Origin of the sequence: Kitasatospora sp. NBC_01266, assembly GCF_036242395.1 — a bacterium.
In the GTDB taxonomy this organism is placed as follows: domain Bacteria; phylum Actinomycetota; class Actinomycetes; order Streptomycetales; family Streptomycetaceae; genus Kitasatospora.
In genome coordinates this window covers 2,035,056-2,059,314 of sequence record NZ_CP108458.1, presented here as the reverse complement: position 1 = coordinate 2,059,314, position 24,259 = coordinate 2,035,056, and the positions used below count along the sequence as shown (strand labels likewise).

15 protein-coding genes and 1 pseudogene are annotated in these 24,259 nt (G+C 69.7%); 5 read left to right on the top strand and 11 right to left on the bottom strand.

Translation table 11 applies throughout. From position 1 onward, the window contains the following. Positions 1 to 9: 9 nt before the first annotated feature. The gene (locus OG403_RS08410) at positions 10 to 1,434 is read left to right on the top strand and encodes a helix-turn-helix transcriptional regulator (protein ID WP_329562761.1); all 1,425 of its coding nucleotides are present in this window, start codon (positions 10 to 12) and stop codon (positions 1,432 to 1,434) included. Here OG403_RS08410 and OG403_RS08405 read toward each other — a convergent pair. Then, complete coding sequence (locus OG403_RS08405; RefSeq protein ID WP_329562759.1) at positions 1,431 to 2,183, bottom strand: ScbR family autoregulator-binding transcription factor; 753 nt, start codon at positions 2,181 to 2,183, stop codon at positions 1,431 to 1,433. The two genes, OG403_RS08410 and OG403_RS08405, sit on opposite strands and share 4 nt — an antisense overlap. 113 nt (positions 2,184 to 2,296) lie before the next feature. On the opposite strand from OG403_RS08405, the gene OG403_RS08400 reads away from it, so the two are divergent. Together OG403_RS08400 and OG403_RS08395 are read left to right on the top strand one after the other, a co-directional pair. After that, positions 2,297 to 3,268 (top strand): ScbA/BarX family gamma-butyrolactone biosynthesis protein, encoded by a 972-nt coding sequence (locus OG403_RS08400; RefSeq protein ID WP_329562758.1) that lies wholly within the window; start codon positions 2,297 to 2,299, stop codon positions 3,266 to 3,268. A 238-nt stretch (positions 3,269 to 3,506) separates the two neighbouring features. Beyond that, positions 3,507 to 4,199: an HAD family hydrolase gene (locus tag OG403_RS08395; protein ID WP_329562756.1), complete on the top strand. Its 693-nt coding sequence runs from the start codon at positions 3,507 to 3,509 to the stop codon at positions 4,197 to 4,199. A 123-nt stretch (positions 4,200 to 4,322) separates the two neighbouring features. Here the strand turns inward: OG403_RS08395 and OG403_RS08390 are convergent, their stop codons facing one another. From OG403_RS08390 to OG403_RS08360, 7 genes and pseudogenes are all read right to left on the bottom strand, one after another. Continuing rightward, complete coding sequence (locus OG403_RS08390) at positions 4,323 to 5,042, bottom strand: DAK2 domain-containing protein (RefSeq protein WP_329562754.1); 720 nt, start codon at positions 5,040 to 5,042, stop codon at positions 4,323 to 4,325. Further along, positions 5,039 to 6,067, bottom strand: a complete 1,029-nt coding sequence (locus tag OG403_RS08385; RefSeq protein WP_329562752.1) for a dihydroxyacetone kinase subunit DhaK — start codon at positions 6,065 to 6,067, stop codon at positions 5,039 to 5,041. The genes OG403_RS08390 and OG403_RS08385 overlap by 4 nt, the downstream gene beginning before the upstream one ends. Before the next feature lie 421 nt (positions 6,068 to 6,488). Beyond that, positions 6,489 to 6,851: a hypothetical protein gene (locus OG403_RS08380; RefSeq protein WP_329562750.1), complete on the bottom strand. Its 363-nt coding sequence runs from the start codon at positions 6,849 to 6,851 to the stop codon at positions 6,489 to 6,491. Positions 6,852 to 6,935: 84 nt separating this feature from the next. After that, a pseudogene (locus tag OG403_RS08375) lies at positions 6,936 to 7,046 on the bottom strand (CGNR zinc finger domain-containing protein); the annotation flags it as partial. Between the two features lie 494 nt (positions 7,047 to 7,540). Next, complete coding sequence (locus tag OG403_RS08370; RefSeq protein ID WP_329562749.1) at positions 7,541 to 9,055, bottom strand: glycosyltransferase; 1,515 nt, start codon at positions 9,053 to 9,055, stop codon at positions 7,541 to 7,543. A 205-nt stretch (positions 9,056 to 9,260) separates the two neighbouring features. Further along, positions 9,261 to 10,073 carry a glycoside hydrolase family 26 protein gene (locus tag OG403_RS08365; RefSeq protein ID WP_329562748.1) on the bottom strand — a complete coding sequence of 271 codons (813 nt, stop codon included), beginning with the start codon at positions 10,071 to 10,073 and terminating at the stop codon, positions 9,261 to 9,263. Positions 10,074 to 10,411: 338 nt separating this feature from the next. After that, positions 10,412 to 12,094, bottom strand: coding sequence for a glycoside hydrolase family 13 protein (locus OG403_RS08360; RefSeq protein ID WP_329572183.1), 1,683 nt, complete (start codon positions 12,092 to 12,094; stop codon positions 10,412 to 10,414). Between the two features lie 655 nt (positions 12,095 to 12,749). On the opposite strand from OG403_RS08360, the gene OG403_RS08355 reads away from it, so the two are divergent. Next, a complete protein-coding gene (locus OG403_RS08355) occupies positions 12,750 to 14,168 on the top strand; it encodes a glycosyl hydrolase family 28-related protein (RefSeq protein WP_329562746.1) in 1,419 nt (472 codons plus the stop codon). 31 nt (positions 14,169 to 14,199) lie between these two features. Next, positions 14,200 to 14,688 carry an integrase core domain-containing protein gene (locus tag OG403_RS08350; RefSeq protein WP_329562744.1) on the top strand — a complete coding sequence of 163 codons (489 nt, stop codon included), beginning with the start codon at positions 14,200 to 14,202 and terminating at the stop codon, positions 14,686 to 14,688. A 346-nt stretch (positions 14,689 to 15,034) separates the two neighbouring features. On the opposite strand, the gene OG403_RS08345 is transcribed toward OG403_RS08350, so the two are convergent. From OG403_RS08345 to OG403_RS08335, 3 genes are all read right to left on the bottom strand, one after another. Then, positions 15,035 to 15,538, bottom strand: a complete 504-nt coding sequence (locus OG403_RS08345) for a DUF5959 family protein (RefSeq protein WP_329562742.1) — start codon at positions 15,536 to 15,538, stop codon at positions 15,035 to 15,037. 446 nt (positions 15,539 to 15,984) lie between these two features. Further along, entirely contained in the window at positions 15,985 to 21,957 is a 5,973-nt protein-coding gene (locus OG403_RS08340) for a hypothetical protein (RefSeq protein ID WP_329562741.1), read from the bottom strand. 42 nt (positions 21,958 to 21,999) lie between these two features. After that, positions 22,000 to 24,246, bottom strand: coding sequence for a hypothetical protein (locus OG403_RS08335; protein WP_329562739.1), 2,247 nt, complete (start codon positions 24,244 to 24,246; stop codon positions 22,000 to 22,002). Positions 24,247 to 24,259: the final 13 nt, after the last annotated feature.

Genomic DNA, 24,259 nt, shown 5'->3' with positions numbered 1-24,259 from the left:
AGGTGGACCGTGCGCATCCGGCTCGTGGTGCTCGAAGGGCCGTCAGGAGCCGGCCGGGACACGGGTCCGCCACCGGAGGCGCTCCGGTGGTTCCTGCGTGCTGTGATCGCGTCGTTGCGAGGAGAGGCGCACGGCAGTGGTCGTCGGGCTGTTCGAGACAGTAAGCAACGGACAGGCGCCGACGCATGCCCGAGGTGGCGTCCGACTTTCCACCCCGACCGGTCGCGGTGCGCGGATCCCCGAACTGGCCTCGGAGTTCATCGGCCCGAAACACGGCACTGCGGCGGCCGAGGGTGTCACTGCCGCTACCACCCAGCAACTGCCGTGCGGCGCGGGGCCGGTGCGGCGGGGCCGCCGGTGCGGCCCGGAAGGGAAGAGACGGTGCGGCACGCTTGTTGCAGACTGTGTGAGGCCCTGGTTCCGCAGGGCGTCAGCGACGTCAGCAGTTTTCGCACCTCGACGGGGGATGGTCAGGTGGCTGAGCCACAGCGCCGCGAATTGGCAGTGTTCCTGAGAAGTCGTCGTGACCGGACCACTCCGGCCACCGTGGGCCTGCCCACGGACACCGAACGCCGCAGGACCCCGGGGCTGCGCCGGGCCGAGCTGGCCAAGCTCGCCGGGATCAGCCCCACCTGGTACCAGTGGCTCGAACAGGCGAGGCCGATCCCAATCTCCCGCCACGTCCTTCAGGGCCTGGCCACGGCGCTGCGGCTGACCGAGGAGGAGACCGCGCACCTGTTCCAACTGGCCGGTGAGACACCGCCGGTGCGCTGCCGGGTGACGACCGCTCAGGAGGTTCCCGAGCAGTACCGGCAGCTACTGGAGCGGCTGACCGCACTGCCCGCCTACATCCTCAGCCACCGCTTCGACATCCTGGCCTGGAACAGCGCCTTCGAGGTGCTGCTGCCGCACTTCGGGACGCTGCGGGCCGGTGAGCGGAACCTGCTGCTGATCACCTTCGACGAGCGGGCACCCGAGATCTTCCCGGACTGGGAGGAGCGGGCCCGTGACACGGTGATCCGCTTCCGCACCCACGCGGTCGAGCAGTTGGCCCAGCCCGAGGTCGCGGAGCTGGTGAGCGGCCTGTGCCGGCGCAGCCCGGAGTTCCGCCGGCTCTGGTCCCAGGCGGACGTCGGCCGGTCCGACAGTTCGGTCCAGTCCTTCGAGCACCCGCTGCTGGGTCGGATCAAGCTCGACACGGTCTGCCTCCAGACGGCCCCGGGCGGCGCGCTGATGGTCATCAACCAGCCGCTGCCCGGCAGTCACCTGGCCGCCCAGTTCGCCGGGCTGGTGGAGCAGCGCCGCCGGGCCGGCCGCCACCCCCGCGTTCCGGCACAGCGTGGCGCCACCCACCGCGAGGCTGCCGGCCTGGTCCGCCAGCACCGCCAGCCGAGGCCCGGCACCGACCACCCGGCCCCGGGGCGCGCCGCCTAGCGACCACCCGACTGTGCGATCGCCGCACCCGCAAGGCCGTCCGCGCCCGCGCCTGCAGTCGCGCCCGCGCCCGCAGTCGCAGTCGCAGTCGCGGCCAGGCCGGGGGACGGCTCGGCCGGCGTCGTCCCCGACAGCCGCTCGCGGACCCGCGCGAGCAGTGCCGCCGGGTCCGGGCGCGCCTGGAGCGCGGGGAGCAGCAGCAGCCAGAGGTCGGTCAGCCGGGCCTCGATCCGGCGCCGGCCGTCCAGCGCGTCGGAGACGGTGTGCAGGCCGAAGAAGGCGCAGACCACGGCGTGCGCCGTCGGCACCGGGTCGAGGCCGGCGGCCAGGCCGCCCTGCGCGTGGGTCTGCCGGAGCAGCTCGGCCACCGTGTCGATCCAGCCGATGAAGGGCACCGGCAGAACCGCGTCGATCGCCTTCCGTTCGGACCAGAGCCGGGCGCCGGCGCGCACCACCACGTCGTCGCGGAAGGCCCTGGCCACCGCGAAGCTCAGCAGCACCAGCCGCTCCAGCGGCGGCTCGTCCCGCGCCGCGCCGCCGATCAGCTCCGGCCAGGTGGCGAAGTGCTCCTCGATGACGGCCCGCGCCAGGTGCTCCTTGCTCGTGTAATGGAAGTAGATCGCCCCGCTGGTGCGCCCGGACAGCGCGCTGATGTCGCTGATGCTCGTTCCGGCGTAGCCCTTTTCGTCGAAGAGGTGCGCTGCCGCCTCCAGGACCGCCCTGCGCGTCGTCGTCGCCCGTTCTTGCACGTGTTCTCTGCCTAGGTTGATGCCGCCCGTTGACGGGAACAAAGTAGCGGCTCCGCCCCGCTCGCGGACGGACCCCACATGCGTTTTCGGAAGGCTTGATATGTGCTATTCGTATGCATAATTGGGAATCCGCGTCGCGCAATGGCGGACACCGCTCGGCCACCGGGGCGACCCGCCCCCTCAGCTGGTCGCGCACGGTGCCGCGCGAGTTGGTACACCGCCTCTCGGTGGCCGAGGTGCTGCTGACGGATGTGCGGCCCTGCGGGGCCGGGCGGTTCACGGCCGCGGCCCAGTGGCCGCTCTCCCACCCCACCTTCCCGCGCGGCGGGTGCGGCGTGCACAACCCCTTGATGATCGTCGAGACCCTGCGGCAACTGGGCATCTACCTGCCGCTGCGGTACTGCGCCACCCCGTCCCGCTCGCACTTCCTGATCACGGACGTCCGCTACGAACTCGACCCCGAGGCCGAGCCGCTGGTCCGGTACGGCGCCACCGAGGTGACCTGCCTGGTGGCGATGAGCGACCTCCGCCGCAGCGCGGCGTCCGGCGCGCTGTCGGGCATGCGGCTGAGCGCCCGCTTCCTGGCCCGGGGACGGCCGTTCGCCCGGGCCGAGGGCGGTGCGCGGATCCTGGGCGCCGAGCAGTACGCGGCGCTGCGCGGGGCGGTGCCGGGCCCGGACGGGCAGTCGCCGAGCGCCGCCCCGCGCCCGACGCCGGAGAGCCTGGGCGTGGCCTCCCCGCAGGACGTGATGCTCGCCGTCCGCCCGGACGGAGTACGGGTGGATCCGGTCGACCCGCGGCATCCGTACTTCTTCGACCACGACAGTGACCACGTGCCCGGCGTGACCCTGCTGGAGGCGGCGCGCCAGGCGGTGGCGGTGCAGAGCGCCGGGCGCCTGCTGCGCCCGGTCGCCTGCGCCCTGCGCGCGCTGCGGTTCACCGAGTTCAGCCCGCCGGCCACGGTCCGGTGCACCGTGTACGACACGACCTGCGTCTTCCGGATCCGGCAGGGGGAGGGCGCGACCGCCGTCGGCGTGCTCCGGTATTCCAGGACCGGTTCGCGAACACGCCCCGGAGTTGTTTGACTCCGAACCATAGCGACCATAACGTTGCGGTCGTTATGTTCCGGCTCGCCCCGCTCGGGTGGGCCGGAGCAGGGCGGTTGGGTGCACACGGCCGCCCCTCACCGGTTACCGGGCTCCGCGTTCAGTGGCGGGCCCGGAGTCGCAATCTGCGAGTTCGCCGCGTTTCCCCTCACGCCTGCGCGATCGGTCACGGCATTCGCTCCCCGTACTCCTCCTTTCCCTCACGAACGGTAGAGGCATGGCGAAAGAATCGATCCTCAACTGGACTCCCGCCGCTGTGGTCTTCGACTGCGACGGCACCCTCATGGACAGCGAGCAGCACTGGCAGGACGCCCGGGAGCTGGTGCTCCGCGGTCACGGCGTCGCGCCCGACGTCACCTTCGCGGACCGCGCCAAGGGGCTGCACTACACCCAGTGCGGCCGTCTGATGGCCGAGACCGCCGGCCGGCCCCAGCTGGCCCAGGAGATGACCCGTCAACTCCTCGACGTCTTCCGCAAGCTCGTCGCCGAGAACCCGGTCACCTGCCCCGGGGCCAGCGAACTCGTCTTCGCAGCAGCGGAGTTCGCCCCGCTGGCGGTGGCCAGCAACTGCCCGCGCGACGTCGTCGAGTCGAGCCTGGACCAGGCCGGGCTGCTCTCCTGCTTCGCGCACGTCGTGGTGCCGGAGGACGGCCTGGCGCCCAAGCCGGACCCGGCCCTCTACCTGGCCGCCGTCGAGCTGTGCGGCGCGGTCCCCGCCGAGGCGCTGGCCGTCGAGGACTCCGCCTGCGGCATCCAGTCCGCCGTCCGCGCGGGTCTGCGGGTGCTCGGCGTGGGCCCGCACCCCGGCGAGCAGGAGACCGCCCTGACCGACCTCTGGGTCACCACCCTGGCCGACCCCGCCGTCCTGGCCTGGGCCGCGAGCCGACCGGCCCGCTGCCCGGCGCTCTGACCCGGCGCCGGCCGAACCGCCGAGGGGTCCCGGCAGGGCGCGAAACCGCCGCCCTGCCGTGACCCCTCGGCCTCGCTGAGCCCGCTCGGCTTCGCTCAGCCCACTCGGCCTCGCTCGGCCCGCTCAGCCCGCCGGAACCGGCGCGCCCGGCTCCGCCCACCCGAGGCCGGTGTCCGCCAGCAGCGGGCCCAGGGTGGTCAGCCGCTTCGCCGCCGAGGAGAAGAGCAGACCCACGCCCACCGCGCCCGGGTCGGGGATCCCTGACGCCCGCTCACCCAGGTAGCTGGCCCGACCCCGGCGCGCGCACAGCAGTCTGGTGGACCGCACCCCCTGGAACGCGGCCTCCGCCGCCGCCAGCAGCGCGCGGTCCACCGGCGTGTCCGGTGCGCACAACTCCAGGGCCAGCGCGGCCGGTGCCAGCGCGTCGACGAGCGTCTTGTCGCCGGGCACCGCCTCGCCGACCCGCTGCACCGCCGCCAGCCCCGCCGCGGCGCCGCGGGCCAGGTCCGGCGTGCTGAGGACCGGGTGCACGGCGGCCTCGGCGAGGTGGTGCAGCACCAGCCCGAAGAGCGGCCCGCTGGTCCCGCCCACCTCGTCCAGGAAGGCGGTCGCGGCCACCTGGAGCGGCCGGGCAGCCGGCAGCCGCCCGTCCGGCAACCGGTCCGTCGCCGTCATCGCTGCCATCGCCGTCATCGCGAAGGACACACCGGCCAGCAGGTTGACGCCGAAGTCGCCGTCGCCCGCCTGCTGATCCAGCTCGGTGAGCTCCGGTTCGGTGGCGGCCACCGAACCGGCGAAGCGCTGGAGCCAGCCGTAGGTGAACGTTCCGTCGAATGTCGTCACTGCACTGCCTCCATCGCCATCGGCCGCGACCACCGGAGCGCGGGGGTGCGCACCGGTGCGTCGTACAGCCCGAGCACCTCGTCGTCGGCGACCAGCAGCGAGAGCGAGAAGCCCCGCGTGTCCAGCGCCGTGGAGAAGTTGCCGACCAGGCAGCGGGCCACCCGCACCCCGTGGCCTTCCAGCGCCCGCACCGCCTCGTCCGCGACGGCGTACAGCTCCAGGCTGGTCACCGCACCCAGCCCGTTCACCAGCCCGATCACCGGCGCGGCCGGTTCCGGCCGCAGCGCGGCGACCAGCGCCTCGGCCATCTGCTCCACCAGATCACCGAGCGACCCCTGCGGCACGGAGCGGGCGGCCCGTTCACCGTGGATGCCCACGCCGAACTCGATCATCCCGGGCGGCAGCAGGTAGGCGGCCCGCCCGGTGGCGGGGGTGGTGTGCGCGGCAGCCGCCACGGCCACGCTCCGGCACCGGGCGACCAGCCGGGCGCCGAGTCCGGCGAGCTGGGCCAGTGAGTCGCCCCGATCCGCGGCCGCGCCGAGGATCTTCTCCACCAGCACCGTCGCGGCGGTGCCCCGCCGGCCCACCGCCACCTCCGTCGAGTCGGAGGCGAGGTCATCGTCCACCAACACCCGGGCGCACGCGATCCCGTGGTGCGCCAGCCGCTCGGCCGCGATCCCGAAGTTGATCCGGTCCCCGGTGTAGTTCTTGACGATGTGCAGCACGCCCTCCGGGCCGGCGACCGCGCAGGAGGCCTTGAAGAGCTGCCGGTTGTGCGGCGAGGCGAAGACCTGGCCGGGGCAGGCCGCGTCCAGCATCCCCGCGCCGACGAAGCCGATGTGCATCGGTTCGTGCCCGGACCCGCCCCCGGAGAGCAGTCCGACCCGGCGCGACGCCGACCGCTGCCGGGCGTGCAGATAGCCGTCCTCGGCGTGGTGCGCGACAAGACCGCGGTGCACCCTGGCGAAACCGGTCAGAGCATCGGTGACCAACGTCTCCTGAGAGGTCGCGAAATATCTGGCCACAGCGCCTCCTCGGACGGTGGCGGAGCGGATCCACCAGCGCCTGTCTGTTGCGCTCATCGTGAAGCCGGGCCCGGGCCGCGGCAACTCGCGGACGGGACCCGGCCGGCCACGGTGGAAGCTGCCAGGACGCCGAGGCGCAACCAGAACGGCCCGGACCCGCAAGGGCCTGTCGTCAGACCCCCTTCTGCTCGGCGACGCCATGCACGCACTCTCGCCGCACCGGGCACAGGCCCAAGTACGTCCAGTACGAGGGCCTGCGCCCGGCACGCCGAGAGCACGCACCTGACGCCGCCAAGCCGCCCTGCGGGCGACGAAGGGGGTCTGACGACAGGCCCTAGCCCGACTGGTCGAATCCGCCCCCGGACCGGGCGCTGACCCGTCGATCCCCGCCGCAGGGTCGGACCATTGCGCGCGGACGCGGTCAGGAGTCGAATCGGAGCAGGTTGCTCGGCTCCCAGTAGTTCCCGTCATCCTCCAAGCTCGCGTACCCGGGGGCGATGACCAGCCCGGTGGGCTTCGGCGAGCCGATCCCGTAGATCTTGCAGCTCGATGCCACGGTGGCCGGTCGGGGTGAGCACAGTTCCAGCTCCTCGGGTGAGAGCTCGAAGATCGAGAAGTTCTCGTAGACCAGCGTGTGCAGACTCAGGTACTGGACCGGGCCGAAGGCGACCTCCAGTCGCGTGCGACCCCCCATGCCCTTGTCGCTCCTGAAGAGGAGTTGCTGATGAGAGGCGATGTAGCGGGCCATGATGAAGTCCCGTCCGGACTCCCAGATCAGTTCCAAAAGCGCTCCCCGAACAGGGTTTTCCGCCAGTCGTTCCCGTCCGAGGCGTCCCGGAAGGGCCGTTGAGCCGTGTCGGACCCGGTGTCAGTCCCCTTCGGCCCGCGTGCGGCGGGCGTAGGCGCGGGCCGCGCGGGCGCGGTCGCCGCAGCGTACCGAGCACCAGTGGCGGCGGGCGTGGGTGCGCAGCAGGTACCGAGCCCGCGCCCGCCGGACCGCGACACCCTCCTGGCCACCCCACTCGGCGCGCGCGGCGCACGGGGCCGTCCGGGCCGGTCCAGCCCGTTCCCGTTGGCCACGTGGTTGGCCACGCCAGGGTCCGGAAAACAGAAAAACCCCACCTGAAGTGGGGTCTCCGCTGGTGTCCGAGGGGGACACGGACCGTTACCCCACGGCGATCGGGCGTACTGGGCGAACTGGCCCCAGTGGCACCCTGATCATCGCCCAAGCGCCAATGCTCATGAAGGGCGGTTCGAGTGTCGATGTCCCAGGTGCAGCATGCCGGTAGGGCACGGCGAGTGGAAGGCGCCTGACTGGCCGTCACTCATTCGAGTGATGGTCGGGTCCTTGTAGTGTGCTCCACTGCTTCCAAGTGGTCCGGGGGGCCACCCCTGCAGGCGCGCGGAGCAGGCGGTCATGTTGTCCATGGCGCTGGAACAGAACCACTCCGCTTCACATCTCCTGACAGCTAGTCATTGGCGCCAGGGCGGAATTTCGCCGTGCATCTGCTCGCCGCTGGGCAGGGAGAGGAGGAGACCGAGGGGGTGGAGGCGGCTGAGGCGGACGGCGGCTGCGGCAACGCCGCACAGGACGAAGAGCGCGATCAGGGTCCAGGCGATCCCGAGTGCGATACAGGCGAATGCCAGGCCCACGACGGAGGCGAGCAGGAGGGTGAAGCCCACCGCAGTGGTGATCGCCTCGCGCAGGCGACGGCCGCGGCTGCGCGTGCGTTCCCAGGTGGCGCCTGTGCCGGTCAGTATGTCGATGAGTGCCTTGGCGTAGATCACGTTGAGGAACTGGTCGAAGAGGACCTCCGGCACGATCGCGGCGGCCAGGACCAGGGCCTTCCATCCGCCGCGTTTGGCGGCCCAGATACGTTCGAAAGCGGCGACGGAGGTGATCGCGAGCCAGAACCACGGCCACCCGGGGAAGCCCTTGCTGACGGTGTAGTACAGCAGGACGGTGAGGAAGAAGGGGACGAAGGCCACGCTGAGGTAGGTGAGCAGTTGCCGGCAGACGTAGGGCAGCGTGACCCGGGTGATGCCGTAGGCCTTGAGGTTGTCCAGGGCGCCGCGTTGCCAGCGCAGCCGCTGGTAGTACAGCCGGGACCAGGTGGGCATGAGTTCGGTGCCCACGATGCAGGCGCACGGTGATACGCACCGGTAGCCCAGGTGTTTGAGGGCGAGGGTCAGTTCGTTGTCCTCGGTCAGCGACTCCACGTCGTAGACCTCCCGCCCTCGGGGCAGGGAGCCGTGGGCGCGGGCCTCGTGGACCTGGCGCAGGGCGTGCACCGGGTAGAGGGAGGCGGTGCCGGTGAGGACATCGGCGCGGCCGTGGCGGCGGTGGAGTTCACGCGCGTAGCGCACGTACTCGTTGTTCTGCAGGTGGCAGACCAGACCGCGCAGGGGGTAGCCGAAGAAGATGGCGCCCACGCCGCCGATAGGTGCTTGGTCCGGTTCCTGGTGGCGCAGGCGCCGGCCTGCCCCGGCGATGAACTCGGGTGAGAGGGAGGTGTCGGCGTCCATGACCATGACGGCGTCGTCCTCGGACAGCAACGGCAGCAGCCGAGCCAGGACCTGGTTGAGGGCGCCTGCCTTGTCCTGCGTGTTGCCGACCGTCTCGACGGCCTCGGCGCCGTGGGCGGCGCTGATTTCAGCCGTGAGGTCGGTGCAGCGGTCGGCTACCACGATGATCTCGTCGGGGGGCCTGGTCTGGGCCGCGAGCGACTCCAGGGTCTCGCCGATGAGCGCTTCCTCGTTGTGTGCGGGCACCAGCACGACGATCCGGCCGGGTCCTGCGTGCCGCAGGTCAGAAATGTGGCCGGGCTTGGTGCGGCCCTCCCGGGTCAGGTTCCTGGGCCTGCGCACGAACGCGGGCCCCCGTGCCTCTTTGCGTGACTGTCTCCGCGTCGGTCCGAACAGGCCCACCAGCGACTCCTCAGCATTCCGCGGCGCCCAGGTGCTCAGGCTGAAGCCGGGGCGGCGCACCTAGTGGATTGTCATGCCGTGCTGCGTCGATCGAAGGGGGCTGTTGCCCCGAACGGAGCATCATGTTCACCGCTGGGGGGCTGCCGCGGATCTGCCGGACCGCCGGGTGGAGTCGGCGGCCCTGCGCCTGAACTGTCCACTGATCGGCCATCGCCGACTGGCGTTTCCCGGCGCGGGCCGAGCGCGCTCGTGGCACTTCCCGACCTCACGCGGTGGTGTAGAGCGGGGCTGCGATGCCGGTCCGAAAGGCGCTCAAGGCTGCGGGGGAAGACCAGACGCGCCAGTCGGTCTCCTTGTCGGCGTTGAACCACACCAGGGCGCTGATCCGGTTGTCGCCGGCGATGGCGGCGAACATGGCCGTGATCCAGGCGGCCTTGTCACCGCCCAGCTCCGTACAGCCGACCTCCGTGAGCCAGAGCGGCTTCGGAGTGAGGGTACGGATCGTGGCGATGGTGGGGTTGAAGACCTCGGTGAAGGTCTGCCAGGTACTTCCGCTCCGGGAGGTGCCCCAGTTGTAGCCGTCCACGCCCACCAGGTCGACATACCCGTCGCCCGGGTAGAGCGTGGACAGGGGCGTCGAGCCGGCGTACTGGTTGATCGGCGTCCACAGCCACTTCACGTTGGTTGCACCGACCGTGGTGAAGATGGCGCGGATGTGCTTCCACGTCGCCACGTACTGCGCGGTGGTGTTCCCGTTGACTCCCGGATCCCATGGGTTCCAGTTCCCGTTCATCTCCGCGCCCCATCGCAGGTAGACGGTGGTGCCGAAGTCCCTCGCGGCGGTCGCCCACTGTGTGATGTAGGGGTCGAAGCTCCCGGCGAGGATGTTCGACAGTGCGTAGGCGGGCTGGTTCGCGTCGCCGGTCCAGTCCCAGGACTCCCACGTGATGAGCGGCGTCTGGTCGCGCGAGCGGACGTAGGCGGCGTCGGAGGCGGGGAACGGCTGCCGCCCCTCCCACTGGACGTACCACTGCACCACGCTGGGCCGCCGGCCCACGGCAGCGTCGTAGCGGTCCAACTGGTCGTGCCATCCGGCAGGATCCCCGGAGGGGTCGGGGATATAGGCCCCGCTGGTGACTCTGCGGACCGTGAAAGAAGTCTCCCCACGCGAGGCAGATCCGAGATCGGTGCCAGTGGAGACCAATGCCAGCAGCATCACCCACGTCCACCAGGCCCTCATCCACGACTTCCGCTGGAATCGGGCGGGCACGGAGGGGGATTGACCAGTAGCCGACCAGATGACTCCCCGGACTGGCCGCGCTCCGAACCGCGGACGATTCACCGATTCAGACATCTGCTGCCAACCTCGTTCTTCGGTAGTCGAGTTCCCTGCTCCCCGGACACGGTCCAGGGATGTCATCGGGCCAGCCAGACGGCCGCGTCGCCGGGCAGCAGCCCGTCCTGCAGGCGAACACTGCTCAGCAACACCTCCCGGTGGTCCGCCAGGCGAACCGCCTGCGAGCCGAAGTTGACGATGCACTGGAAGCCGGAGGGGCGTGTGAACGACAGCAGGTCGGGTACGGCCGTACGGTCCCAGACCAACGCCCCGTCGCCCAGGGCCGGGTGGATCCGGCGGATGTGCAGGGCCCTGCGGTAGAGCTCGAGCATCGACCGCTCGTCGCCGCGCTGTGACTGGGCGGTGAGATGCTTCCAGTGCGGCGGCTGTGGCAGCCATGGAAGTGCGCCGGCGCCTTCGGGGCTGAAGCCGAACGGCGGGGCATCGCCGGACCAGGGCATCGGCAGGCGGGAGCCGTCGCGGCCGCGGTCGGTGCGCCCCGACCGCTCCCAGGTGGGGTCCTGCAGGGTCTCGTCGGGCAGGTCCTCGACCTCCCACAGACCCAGTTCCTCGCCTTGGTACAGGTAGACGGAGCCCGGAAGTGCCAGCATGAGCAGGGCGGCCGCCCGCGCGCGCCGCGTGCCCAGGGCCAGGTCGACCGGGCCGGGCGGAGAGTGGTTGGCGAGGGTGTGTACCGGGCCGTCGGGCTGCGGCCTCCCGAAGCGGGTGAGGTGCCGCACGACATCGTGGTTGGAGAGCGCCCAGGTCGCCGGGGCACCTACGGCGCCCATCGCGGTCAGGGAGCTGTCGATCGCGAGGCGCAGGTGTGCCGCCCGCCACGGGGCTGTCAGATAGTCGAAGTTGAAGGCGGTGTGCAGTTCATCGGCCCGGACGTAGCGGGCCAGGCGCTCGGAGGCGCGTGCACACGCCTCGGCGACGAACACGCGAGGCTCGGGGTAGGAGTCTGCCACCGCGCGCCAGCCGCGGAAGATCTCGTGGACACCGTCGCGATCCCAGTGGGGATGATCGGCATGGGCCGCCGACGCGACGAGTTCCATGTCCAGGGGACCCAGGTCGGGTAGACCCGGGGCCTTGACCATGGCGTGCGCAACGTCGATGCGGATCCCGTCGACCCCCAGATCGAACCAGAACCGCAGGATCGACTCGAATTCACGGCGGACCAGGCGACTGTCCCAGTTGAGGTCGGGTTGCTCGGGCGCGAACAGATGGAGATACCACGGGCCGGCCCCGCCGTCGGCTTCGACGATCCGGGTCCACGCGGAACCACCGAAGACGCTGCGCCAGTTGTTGGGCGGGGCGTCGCCCCCCGGGCCGCTGCCCGGTCTGAAGATGTAGCGGTCGCGCTCGACGCACTCCGGGCCGCCCGCCAGCGCTTCGCGGAACCACGGGTGATGGGAGGAGGTGTGGTTCGGCACGATGTCGATCAGGATCCGCAGGCCCAGAGCGTGGATCTCCTCGATCAACTCCCGGGCATTGGTCAGGGTGCCGAAGACGGGATCGATGGCCCGGTAGTCGGCGACGTCGTAGCCTCCGTCGACCATCGGCGAGGGGAACCACGGGTTGACCCACAGAGCGTCCACCCCCAGATCGACCAGGTGGTGCAGGCGTTGGTGGAGCCCGGCGAGGTCCCCGACGCCGTCACCGTTTCCATCGGCGAAACTGCGCAGGTAGACCTGGTAGCAGACCGCGTCACGCCACCAGTCGAGGGACTGGGGAGACGATCGGTCCCCGGATACGCCCAGGACCCGCCCTGGCGACCGCTCGCGTCGTCGATCCGCTCTCACCGGCCCAGGATGCCCCGCACATGACGGCCCGTAGCGCTGGCACGCCGGGATGATGCGCGGGGGGATGCGCCCGAGGGGGAGATGGAAGGCATGCGGCACGCCGAGGAACGGTCGGGCGCCTCGACCACTCCTTAAGGTCGGCGCCGGAGCCCCGCCCCAACCAGCGAGACCGTGGGCAGCCTCACCTCGTAACGGCCCTGCTGAACTCGGTCATCGCCGGTGACCAGCCGTCTCGGTGGGCGCGGTCGCCCGGTGTGGCGCTGGATGCCTGATGTGGCGTCATGAACGAGAAGCCGACAGTGCCACCACGAACCATCCGCGCGATGGAATACCGAATCCCTTTACGAAGAGTGCCTCATCCATTACGCTAAGTAGGTGCAGTGAAATCGCATTCCGGCGCGGCGCGGCGACGAACGTGCCCTCACCCGTTACCTGGCCAGCCCGTACCGGATTCCATGACCGAGGTACAGCTCTCTGACGCGGCCAGGCTCCCATCACGGGCTCGCTTGAATCGCTCTAATCGACCGTTGGGGCTGGCCACCGGACCCTGGTGAAGTGCCAGTCCCAGCCGCAGCACCCTCCACCGACCGTGCGAGCTTGGACGGAGATCATCATGGCAACCAGTTACTGGTTCAACGTCCTGGACTACGGCGCGACCGCCAATGGCGTCACGGACGACACCACCGCGATTCAAACCGCGATCAACGCGGTGCCCTCCTCCGGTGGAACGGTCGTTTTCCCCGCGGGTACCTACAAGATCTCCTCAGTGCTGGTGGCCCGCTCCAACCTCGTTCTGGAGGGGGTCAGTGACGGCTCGTCGGTGATCGCACAGAGCAGCACCACCGCCAACGGGCTGACCGGCTCGGACATCACCCGGTTGACCGTCCAGGATCTCACCATCCAAGGGCCGGGCAGCGGCAGCGGCAAAGGGATCGTGCTCACCCGATCGGCCAACCCCGCGACCGTCTCGCTGGCGTTCGCGCGGATGACCGTGAAGTTCTTCGGCGACACCGGAATCGACCTCTCCAACCCGATCGTGTCCACGTTCGAGGGCGTGACCTCGGCCAACAACGGCAACCACGGCTGGAGCATCCACGGTGTCTCCGGAGGCGCCGCAGGAACCAGTTGCTCGTTCGCCTCCTGCTACGCCGACACCAACACCAACGCCGGCTTCCATGTCGACACCATGGCCTACTGTTCCTTCGTCGGCTGCGCCGCCGACTACTGCGGCATCGGCTACGAGGTGACCGGCGTCGGCAGTCAGGGCATCAGCTTCACCGGATGCGGCGCCGAATCCGCGGTCAACCGCGGCACCGGATACGACGGCTACGGTTGGAAGATCAACGCCGCGATCGGTGTGGGCCTGTACAACTCCTTCACCTACAACAGCCCGAGCATCAGCATCTGGGTCACCGGTGCCGCGCGAGCGGTCAGCATCCTCGGTTTCGCCGAGAACACGCCCGCCGTCTCGGCGGTCAACTCGGTTACGGTCGACGCCGGTTGTTCGGCCACCCTCGGCGACTGCAGCAACGTGACGCCCCTGTCGCTGGCGGGCTACACCAACGTCATCAACGACACCGCCGGCGGCACGGTGGCCAGCGGTTTCGTCTACGGCTCGAACGCCGCCTACTACGAAGGCAACGTCTCCACCACCGCCGCACCGACGTTGGCCGAGCACCTGACGCGAAAGGACTACGTCGACGCCAAGGTTGACCCCGCCCCCGTCACCCTCACCGATGCGGCCACCATCGCCACCAACGCCGCACTGGGAAACCTCTTCCGCGTCACCCTCAAAGGCAACAGAACGCTGGGCACCCCCACCAACCCCACGGACGGCCAACGCATTACCTGGGAGCTCATCCAGGACGGCACCGGAAGCCGCGCCCTCGTCCTCAGTTCCGCATTCGGCCTGGGTAGCACCATCTCCTCGACCACACTCACCACGACGCCGAACAAGCGGGACTTCCTCACCGCGGTCTACAACGCCACTGCCGTCAAGTGGTACGTGATCAACTTCACCAAGGGCTACTGAACCGCTGCGGGTTCTTCAGAGACTCTTGATTGTGGCTGTGACCTACGGTTCTGGCTGTAGTAGTTGGGCCGGGAGGCCGCCGACGAGAGCGGCGCTCAAGAACCTCGTGCTACGCCTGGCTCGGGAGAACGCGGGGTGGGGCCACAAGTGGATCCCGGGTGAACTCGCCCGCCGCGGGCACCCGATCGCCGCATCTACGGTGTGGGAGATCTCAAGAGCGCGCCGCGCGTTTCCCCGGATGAACGCCCACTGCGAACGGGTGATCGGCAGCATCCGGCGTGAGGCCCTGGACCATGTCCTCATCATGAACGAGGCCCACGCCCGGCACGTCCTGGCCGCCTACCAGCAGCACTACAACGAGCACCGTCCCCATCGCGCCCGCAGCCAGCTACCACCCGACGCCCACGAGCAGACCATCGCCGTGGACGACCTCGAGAGCCACAGACTTCTGCGCACCCGCGTTCCAGGCGGTGTCATCAACGAGTACCGACACATAGCCTGGCCTGGCCTGGCCGGATGAGATGTCCGGTAGGTGCACTGCTCGCGGCCCCAAGCCCCAAAACGAAGATGACCTGATCAGCCAGCTGATCAGGTCATCTTACGAATGTGTCCGAGGGGCGACACGAACCATTTCCCCACCGGTGTTCTCGCTGGTCAGCGACCTGGAGCTGGACTCGCCCGAATGCTGAGGTCAGGGTCGGCCCCTGCGGGCGCGGGGTTGCGCGCGTGAGCTTCCACGGTGTCGCTGGCGGCCGGAGCTACCCCCGCGAGCGCGGGGCTGACACCCTTGTTAGGGTGGACGACCAGCTCGCTGAGGAGCTACGGGTTCTGGCTGGTAGCGGCAGGAATCCCTCGTGTCTGCGGGGTCAGCGGCTGCGCCACTGGTACACGCCTGGGCCGGTCTTCTCGACTTCGGACGGCCAGGTCTCAAGGACCTGCTGAAGAGATGAGCGCAGGTCGTCGATCCATCCGTCGGGCACGTCGACCGGTACGCAGACGGAGACTCCGCAGCCGGGGGTGTCCTCGACCGTGATGGCCGGGCATGCGAACTGGTTGTTCAGCTCGACGCGGAACTCGGGGGTGTGGCCATCGTCCAGCCATAGGACGTCTTGGCCGCCTGCGAGAGTGTCCAGGGCAGCGGCCCAGCTCGCGAGGTTTTCGGGAAAGAGCAGGAACGCCCGCCGCCCGTTGGCGAAACTGCTCGCGACGATGACTTCCGCGTTCAGCCAGTCATGGCCCTGGAGGACTCCGGGCGCGTGACGGCTCAGCACCCTGACGACGACACTGTTGTCGTGGTCAGCCAGGTGGATCAGATTCACACCGCTGTCCTGGCCGGTCAATGCGTCCTCCTCGATTCCGCTCCAGGTCATGATGCCCGCTCACCTGACCTCGCCGCACCGAGCGGGCGGAGCTGGCGTTGGCCTTGTCGAGGACGGGCTCCAGCGTGCGGGCGTCCTCCATGGTCCGGTCGAAGGTGAGCCGCACCGCCGCCGTTGCGGGCTACAGATCCAGCGCATGGGTGGCGATCCGCACACCGGGCCCGTCGTGGCCTGGATCCTCACCCAGCGCCTATCCGGGCAGTGCGTCTCGGATCGCCGCCATTAACGACGCGGCGATCCCGTCCCCGTCGGCCGCCGACGCCGATCCGCAGCGCGATGGCGGGCCGTGGATCCCGACCAGGGTGGGCCATCCAGGCTGATCCGCCTCGGGTCGGCGCTCGCTGGCTCCGCCCATAGCGCACGGACCGCGTGGGTCTTCCTGGGTTCGGCTCCTGCTCCTGCCGGAGCCGAACCCAGGAAGACCATCTGATGGTCAATCAGAGTTTGCTCCAGCAGGTGTACAGGACCGGTTCAATTCGCAGCTGAGAGTTTTCCCGTTCGAAGGCTTGGAAAGCCGCCAGGCAGGACAGAGCCCACTGGGCGTCATCTGCGTTCAGCCCGCTGAGTTCCATGGCCGTCAGGGCGTCGCCCTCTCTCGTCCAGTCATCGCCGAACTCCTCGACTACCGCCCGGAGTCCCGAGGCCACCAGCGGGTCCGCGGTGACACCCACGGCGTCCACCAGATCGAGGGCGAGGTCCTTGCCCTTGAGGTCATCGTGGAGCCTCCGGAGTGCCTGGCTTTCGCCGTCGCTGGTCGCGTAGAAGACGGCTCGATCCAGGAGGATGGGCCAGCCTCCCGTGACGGACAGTAGACGAGCCAAATGTTCCTCCGAGACGAAGAGGCTGCTGTACTGAGCCCAGGACTTCAACGAGTGCTTGTCGTGTCGCCTGAGCTGAACGGTGATGGAGGCGGCCATGTCGGGGGCAGACAGCAGGTCCCGCCAAAGCCCGAGTTGGCTGGTGCCGGCGATCAGTACCACGGACCGGGTCACGCCGGCGCGGGTCGGCAGCAGGGTGTCAGCGAGCGCCAACGAGTTCTGGCAGGCCTCCTCGTTGGCCTGATGGCGCGTGAGGTCGCTGATGATGACCCGCTGCTCACCGGGGCGGCCCGCGGTGAGTTCCTGGCGGAACACGCTGACACGTCCGATCGGGGGCAAGTTCCAACCCGCGACTTGTCCAGTGACCGCCCGCAGGGTCTCTTCTACGTCCGCCACACCGGTTGCCCGGGTACCCAAGACCACACGCACCTGGTTGGAGTGGTTCCCCAGCAGATCGTCGATCTGGGTAACGGTCAGGGGCGCGGCTCGCCTGCCGGAGAGCCCAGGGCGCCCCTCCTGGACGACGGTCTCCTCAAGTCGGCACTCGGTTTCGGCGCTGAGCAATCGCGTCTCGATCTCCTTGGCGGTGCCGATCATCCGCAGCGCGTTCGGTCCTCGCAGGTGCCAGCCCCGGCCGTCGTGGTTGGGAGCCAGGACTCCGAGGCCGACCATCTCCTGGAGATATGCGCGGAACCCTTCGCTGTCCAGCTGCTCGAAGCCGCGACGCCACCAGCTGGCGCACTCGTCCCGGAGCTCACCATCGCTCAGGCGGGTCTCCAGGCCGTAGTCGCGGGCGTGTCTGGCGAGCACGTTCGCGATGACGTCGTACCGGTCGTCCAGGGTCAGGGTCTCCTTGAATGCGACCGTGATGTCGGCTCGCAGCGAGGGATCCGACTCCACGGCCTCCACTTCGGAGGTCTGGATGGCGTACGGGGGGCCGAGCAGGTCGCCCCTGGCGCGTCGGTGCTGCATCGCCTCGACCAGTCGGCTGCCGAACATCTGCAGGAGAAAGGGCTGGTAGGAGCAGTAGCCGAGCACCCGGTTCACCAGATCGATGTCGGTGAACTCGAAGCCGAGCGCCCGCATCGGCGCGACGAGCAGGTCGGCGGCGAACTGCGGTGCGAGCGGCCCGACGACGGTCGGGGTCTGTGCGAGATGGCTGAACGGCCCGTTGCGTGCCAGCCGGGTGAACCGCTGGACCGAGTGGAGGCCGGCGAAGACGACCTTCAGGCGCCCTTGGGTCTCGACGCACAGACCCCGCAGTCGGCGGGTCTCGGTGCAGTACGGGACATCGGCCTCGAAGAAGAGGTCGCACTCGTCCATCAAAATGAGCAGCCGCCGGCGCGGCTCTCCGGCGAGCCACTCCTTGATCCCTGCGCGGACCCGCTCGTATGGCTTGGTCTCCAGCGCCTTTCGGCGCTGCGGCCGCGCGAGCACCCGCTGCTCCATGAGCTCCTGCTCCAGGAAGCTCCAGATGGTCTCGGAGCCCAGGGCGGTGGCCTTACTGATGTAGTAATGGTCCAGGTTGAGATACAGCTTCTCGTGGTAGCCGGGCTGCTGCTCTGCGAATCGGTCGCCGGCGTCGTTGAGCAGGGCGGACTTTCCGAGACCGCGGCCACCGAAGATGATCTGGGTGCCGTCCGGGTCCAGGATGCTCTTGCGTTCGGCGTCGCGACCGTAGAACATCTCCCGGCCGATCCGGCCGCGCTTCTCGCGGATGTACGGGTTCACCCCGGAGAACGGGAGCAGGGTCTCGGTGGCCACGCTGACCTGGCGATTTCCGTGCGCAGCGAGGTACGCGAGCGCGGCGTCGTCCACCACCATCAGCGGCGCGCCGCCCTGGGCGGCCCGCGCCAGCTCGCCCCGCGCATCGCTGCCGAGGGTGCCGAAGTAGACGACCAGCAGGCTGCCGCCACTTGGTTCCTGGGCGGCCCGGCTGAGCAGTAGCTTTGCGGACGGCCTGCCCCACAGCATCAGGATGCGGAGCTTGCCGCCGTTCTCCAGGATCTTCGTCCCGAACGTGGGCGCCCAGGCACGGCCGTTGATCTCGATCTCGGAGACGTCGGCGAACCGGTACTCGTTGCTCCGCGGGAGCTCGTGCAGGGGACGCGCCTGCTTGGCCTCGTAGCCGAGCAGCTTCAGGGCCGGCAGCAGCCGGACTCGGACGTTGACGTTCTGCCGTTCCTTGGGCTCGGTCGCCGTGAGCTCCCGCCACTGCTCCAGGGCCTTGGCTGCCTGCTCGGCCTCGTCGCCGGACAGGCGGCCGTAGTCGAGGATGGGCAGCCTCCGATAGGTGGCACCAGCGCGCACCGCCTCGACCAGCTCGGCGGTGATGCCGTCGGGCAGGTCTGCGGGGACGCTCGGGAAGAAGTCCGAGAGGTGGGACTCTGCGGATACGATCTCAGGTACGGGCTCCCCGAGTTCGAGGAAGTACACGAGGTCGGCGGCGGTCGCGAGGCCGTCGGTGTTCAGGTGACGCAGGACCTGGGTGCGCTCGGCCTCGGAGAGGTCCACCACCGCGTCGAGGCGGGCCCGCAGACGGTCGGCGGCTTCCGTGCGGTAACGCGGCAGCAGCTCAGCCACAGTGTCGAGAGTGCGGCGTACCACGCTGAGGTCGCGGGACATGCTGTCTTCGCTCTCCGGGGCGGCGTCACTCAACAGTTCCTGAATGTTGAGATCCTGGTCGTCGGAGAGCGCGCTGTCTGCCTGGGCCCGGCGCAGCTCGGCCACGAGTTCTTCGTGACGTCGACCCAGCTCCCCCCGCCGTCGTACCTCGGTGTCGAGCAGGGCGAGGCGGCGGGCCTCGTCGACCGGCAGGGAGACCTTCCCGGGGAGGGCGTTCTGTGTGGCGAGGTCGAGAATCCGGTACGCAGCGCCGAACGCGTCCTGCCTCTCGTGGAGCTCCAGAGCCTCCTGCCAGCTCCGGTCGACGGCGGCCAGCAGGTCGGGCACCGATGGGCGGGAGCCGTTGAAGGCGGGGATCTTGAGTAGTTCGGCGTCGATCACCTCGCGGATGTCGATCCCCGCAGCGAACTGCTGGGCAGCGGTACCGTGTTCGAGTTCGTGCAGCACCGCCGTCAGCGCCTCGCGCGCCGCCCACGCGGCCGCCGATCGCAGTGCTTCCGAGCGCCTCATCGCGGAGTCGAGCTCACCGAGCAGCCGTTCCCGGTTGCCGAGAACGGCCTGCCGCATGCCCGCGACCTCCTGGAAGGCCCAGTTGCTGTCCGCGCCGCCGAGTCGCTGGACGTCCTGGGTGATGCCGAGCCAAGTCTTGGCTGTGTCGGTCGTGCGCTCGATGATCTGCACCAGGTCTTGACGGCCGGAGCCCTGTAGTTGCTGTCCGCTTGGACCACGCAGTTCCCGGTCGATCCGATCGATTTCGGAGTGGATGTCGGGGAGCCGGTCCAGCCGGGAGAGCAGGTCCTGAGCCCTGTCGTTCGCGTCGGGTGCGTCTTGAATCATTGCGACGAGCGTTGCACCAAGAAGGCCGTCCGGCGCGAGCCAGCGCTTGGCTATGTGGGTGGCGCGGTGGAAGCGCAGGCGCGGCGGCTTGCGCAGCTCCTGGCATTGCTGGACGACCTCGCGCAGCCTGGACTCGGACTCCGAAGCATGTGCGCTGACGGCCATCGGACGCGCGATCATCAGGGCGCCGCTGAGCGCGGCGTCCGCCACCGCGATGGCAAACGCAGAGAGCGCCTCCGGCAGCCGTGGTGAGAGCGTCTTCAGCTGGGCGCCGATGACAGGCTCGCCGGTGATCAGCGCGGCGCGGACAAGCGGAGCCAGGAGTAGGAGATCCGTGTCCGCCGTGAATCGTGTGCCAATGGCGTCCCAGTGCTGCAACGCCTCGTCGAAGGTGCGCGCTCCGACGCTCGATCCCGGCCACAGGGCTGTGCCTGCGGCGGCCAGCCGGAGCACCGCCGATTCGGTCGCCGAACGCTCGGCGGCCTGGGAGAGGTGAGCGGCCAGCCCGAAGCGCCCCTCGGTGACGAGCCGGCGCAGTGAGTCCTCGACGACGTCGATCTCGGTGAGTGCCGGGACGGGCGTCTCATCCGGCGTTGTCTTGGAGTGCCGCCGCTCCATGGCCGGAGGTGTGGCAGTGGACACCGTTGACGTTGTGGCATCTTCCTGCGCCCGGTCGGCCGCCGGTGCCGCCACGACCGCAGGCGTCTGGGATGACGGGTGATCCACCGCGGAGTCAACCGGATCGGGGTCGGCGTGTTCCGTACTCGCGGCGGCCGCGCCCAGCACCGGGGTCGGCGATCCGGAGTCCGTCTCGGTTGGCTCGGCAGGGACCCACAGAGTTGCGCCGTGAACGGGTTCGAGCTCGGTCTCCCCGGTCGGAGCCGGGCCGACCAACTCGGAGAACAGCACGGCTGCCATGACGCATTCTGGCAGGACCTGCCCCACGAACTGCTGCTTCTCGATCACCTGCGCGAGGGCGTCCTGGCGTCCACTCAGTGCGACGAGTTCGACCAGCGCCGAGAGGGCCTGTGCGCTGCTGTGGGCGCTCTGATCCCACGGCTCTGCCGCGAGCAGTTGGCGGGCCCGCTCGTGGGCTACCCCCAGGGCCTGGGCGGCGCCGCTGCTAGTCGCGCAAGAGATCGCCAGCAGGTTCCGGAGTTGGAGGCGAGCCTGACCGTCCCGCTCCCGTGCGGTCAGGCAGGCCGCGACCGCCGCAGCCAGGTCGTCCAGGCGCGGCTCGACGCGTCCCGCACCAGCGGCTTCCAGGACTTGCTGCATCCGCGCGAACGCGGAGGGGAGCGTGGAGAGCAGTAGGACGTCGCTCTCTGCGGGTGGGCACCCAAGGGAGAGCAGATCTCCAATCCGCTCCGCCGCCGACCTCGCCGCTGCCACGGAGAGCTCCAGGGCCTCGTAGGCGTCCGATACCTCCTGCCCGTCGGCCTCGGGTGCCTCAGCGGCCGCGGCGGCGGGCTCCACCTCTGGCATGGTCTCGTCCTCAGCTCCGGCTGGCTCGCGCACTGCTTCGGAGTGGTCATGCCTGGACCGGTTGAAGCCCGGTGTGGCCGCCACGACCTGGGCCGCCGCTGCCTCTACCGCCGCCAGCGCGTCGGCGCCGATGCCCAGGCTGAGGCCGAACCAGCCCTGCTCGGCCGCCCACAGGAAAGTGCGGGCGTCCAGCGCGGAGGCTTGGGACCAGGCGAAGACACTGACCAGGGCGAGGGATGAGCCCCACCGTGAGACTGGGTCCAAGTCATGGGCGGAGCCGGCAGCAGCCCAGACGGCGTCGTTCACGTCCTGGATGACCCGCCGGGTCAGGGATCGGGCCGCGCAGAGGCAGCGCTCGTGTCGGGCTTCCCGAAGTGCACGGTCGAGGATGTCACGGCAGAGGGATTTGCTCGCCCGCCGAGGCGCCGCCATCTTGATGCCCAGCCTTGACAGCAGCCGCTGGCGATCCTTGGGGGCGAGGGAGTTGAAGGCCAGCTCCACCATGTCAGGGGAGAGCGCCGTCAAGGCGTCGGCGGTTGGTGTGCCCAACGTATTGAGCGCGTCCTGCAGTTCCTCCACGAGCGCCGGTGGCATATCGGGTGGTGAGAACGGCGGATTGGCCAGTGCGCGGTAGGAGTCGTGCATATGCGTGTTCCGTTCGCAGGGAGTCGGGGTGTGGCGAACTGCTCAGCGGCCTCGGGTGTGCGCGGTGACGAAAGTGAACCCCCCGGGTAGCTCCCAGCCGTCGGCCTTGCCCAGCCGTCGGCAATGGTCGCGGTAGGCGGCGCGCTGTGCATCGCTGGGCACGCTGCTGGGGCCCAGCCGTCTGAGGAAGCCGTGGACCTGGTGGAGAGTGATCGGCGTGGTCGACCACTGCGGTGGAGTGCTGCTGTCCTGGGTGGTGTTCCGCGGCGCGGGCACCGGGGCGGGGTCGTAGCCGACGAGCGGAATCTTCGCTTCGCCCGGGCGGGCCGGATGGTGCGGGCGGCCGTCGGAGGCCCGGCTGCCAGTGGCACGATAGAGGCGTCCGACCGCGAGCAAGTCCTCGACTGCGGCTGCCAGCTCGGCGACCTGCGGTGCGGCGGGGGCCATGCCGTAGACGGCTGTGGGCAGCGCCGCCCGGTCCAGCAGGGCGTGGCCGTCGGGCGTGAGCAGACCGCACCGTCGGATGAACCGCATGACCAAGTCACGTGAGGTGAGACCAGCAGCGGAATCACCGCCGCGGGAGCTTCCCGGGGCGTTCTCCCGGGTGAACACCTCGGCGTCGTAGCGATGCCCGATCGTGTGCCCGTCCACGAGGACGGGCTCTTCCAGGGGGACGGTGGAGATCCGGATGACGCGGCCGCCACGCGGCCACAGGGCGTACAGCTGGAGGCCCGGGAAGAAGTCCAGCGGCCAGGTGATGCCGTTCAGACGGCCTGAGTCGCCTATGAACTCGGCGGTCGTGTCCTGGACGGTCTCGGAATCGTCCAGGTCCCCGCCGGGATGGCTGAGTTCGACACGCACGACGACTGGCCCCGTCCCGAATGTGCGGAGCTCGTCGGCGACGAGTCGGCTGAGAGGGAGGTAGTCGTCCATCAGGTGGCAGAGCCGCAGCGGTAGCCGCCAGACGATTTCGCTGTTGGTGATCCGCAGGAACTCGCTGGTCCTCAGCTCCGCGTCTTCCAGCGGGATGTCGAGGGGAACGGTGGGCGGCTCCGGAACCGAGGTCGGTGGCTGTGGCTGGGGCTGTGGCTGGGTCTGTCGCGAGATCTCTGGCTGGACCGTTCCATCCCAGCCGAGGCCTGCTGGGATGAGCGGCGAGCCGCAGTCCCCAGCGGCGTCCGGGGTGTGCGAGCGCCAGACACCGCCGCCCTCGAACGCGTCGTCCAGAGCGACCTGGATCCCGTTCTCGAAGAGCCCGTTCTCGCTTTCGCCCCTGATGACGTCCCCGATGGCCAGGTTCGCCCGGCAGACCGCCGCAGCGTAGCCGGTACCTGCAAGCAACTGGTCCGCGCCGTCGAACGAGCGCAGTCGCGGACCGATCGCGGTGTACCTGGCGGCGGCGGTCTCCATGCCGAACCGGCGCTTGACCGTCGGCTGGACCGCCCGCTGTAGGACGCTGGCCAGGGTGCTCATGTCGTCGCGGCCGAGGGCGCCGCCAGCGCCGAGCCAGCCGGACAGCTCGCTTCGCGACATCGTGTACGGGCCCCACGAACGAAGCGACCCCTCGGCTTCGAGGACCGTCCGGATCAGGTGGAGCAGGCGCTGAACACCTCGGCGCATGGCCCCCTCGTCCTGGCTGCCCACCAGGTCCGGGAGGGGCACTGGCACGGCAGGGCTGAGCAGTTGTGCACGGGCCTCGGTCAGCAAGTAGTCGACGAACGCGGAGGACTCGTCCTGTGCCGCCGCCTCGGTCGAGGGGTACACGGCGTCTACGACCAGGTGGCCGGCCTGGTCGAGCCAGCGCTGTTGCGCTCGGAACCTGGTGAGTTGCGCGAGGGTCGGCCGCAGGGCGTCACCGAACGCCTCCAGGTCGGGTATCAGGGCCTCCCGCCGAGCAGGCCTGTCGTCCTGACAGACCTGGCCGGGCCCCTCGGCCCCGGCCGGCGCTCCCGACACCCAGGCAGGCACGTCGCCCAGCACGCTGGTCTCACGATGCCGGCCCTCCTTGTAGACGATCTCCGCGTAGAGCGGGTACGCGCCAGTGGCGATGCGAACCATGGCACCCACCGGCAGCGCCGGGATCCTCCCACCGAGTGTGACGACGGGAAAGTCGTCGAGGTCGAGGGGGCTGCCACCGTAGCCCTCTCCGGTCACGTCATAGCCGAAGTAGAGAGCATTGAAGGCGGTGTTGACGTGCACGGGACCCTGCCGTGCGGCGACCAGAGCAGTCAGGTAGCGGCGCAGCTGATCGAGTTCGGAGCCGCGCGGCGTGCCCAAGCCATCGGCCATGGCTGGTGTGAGC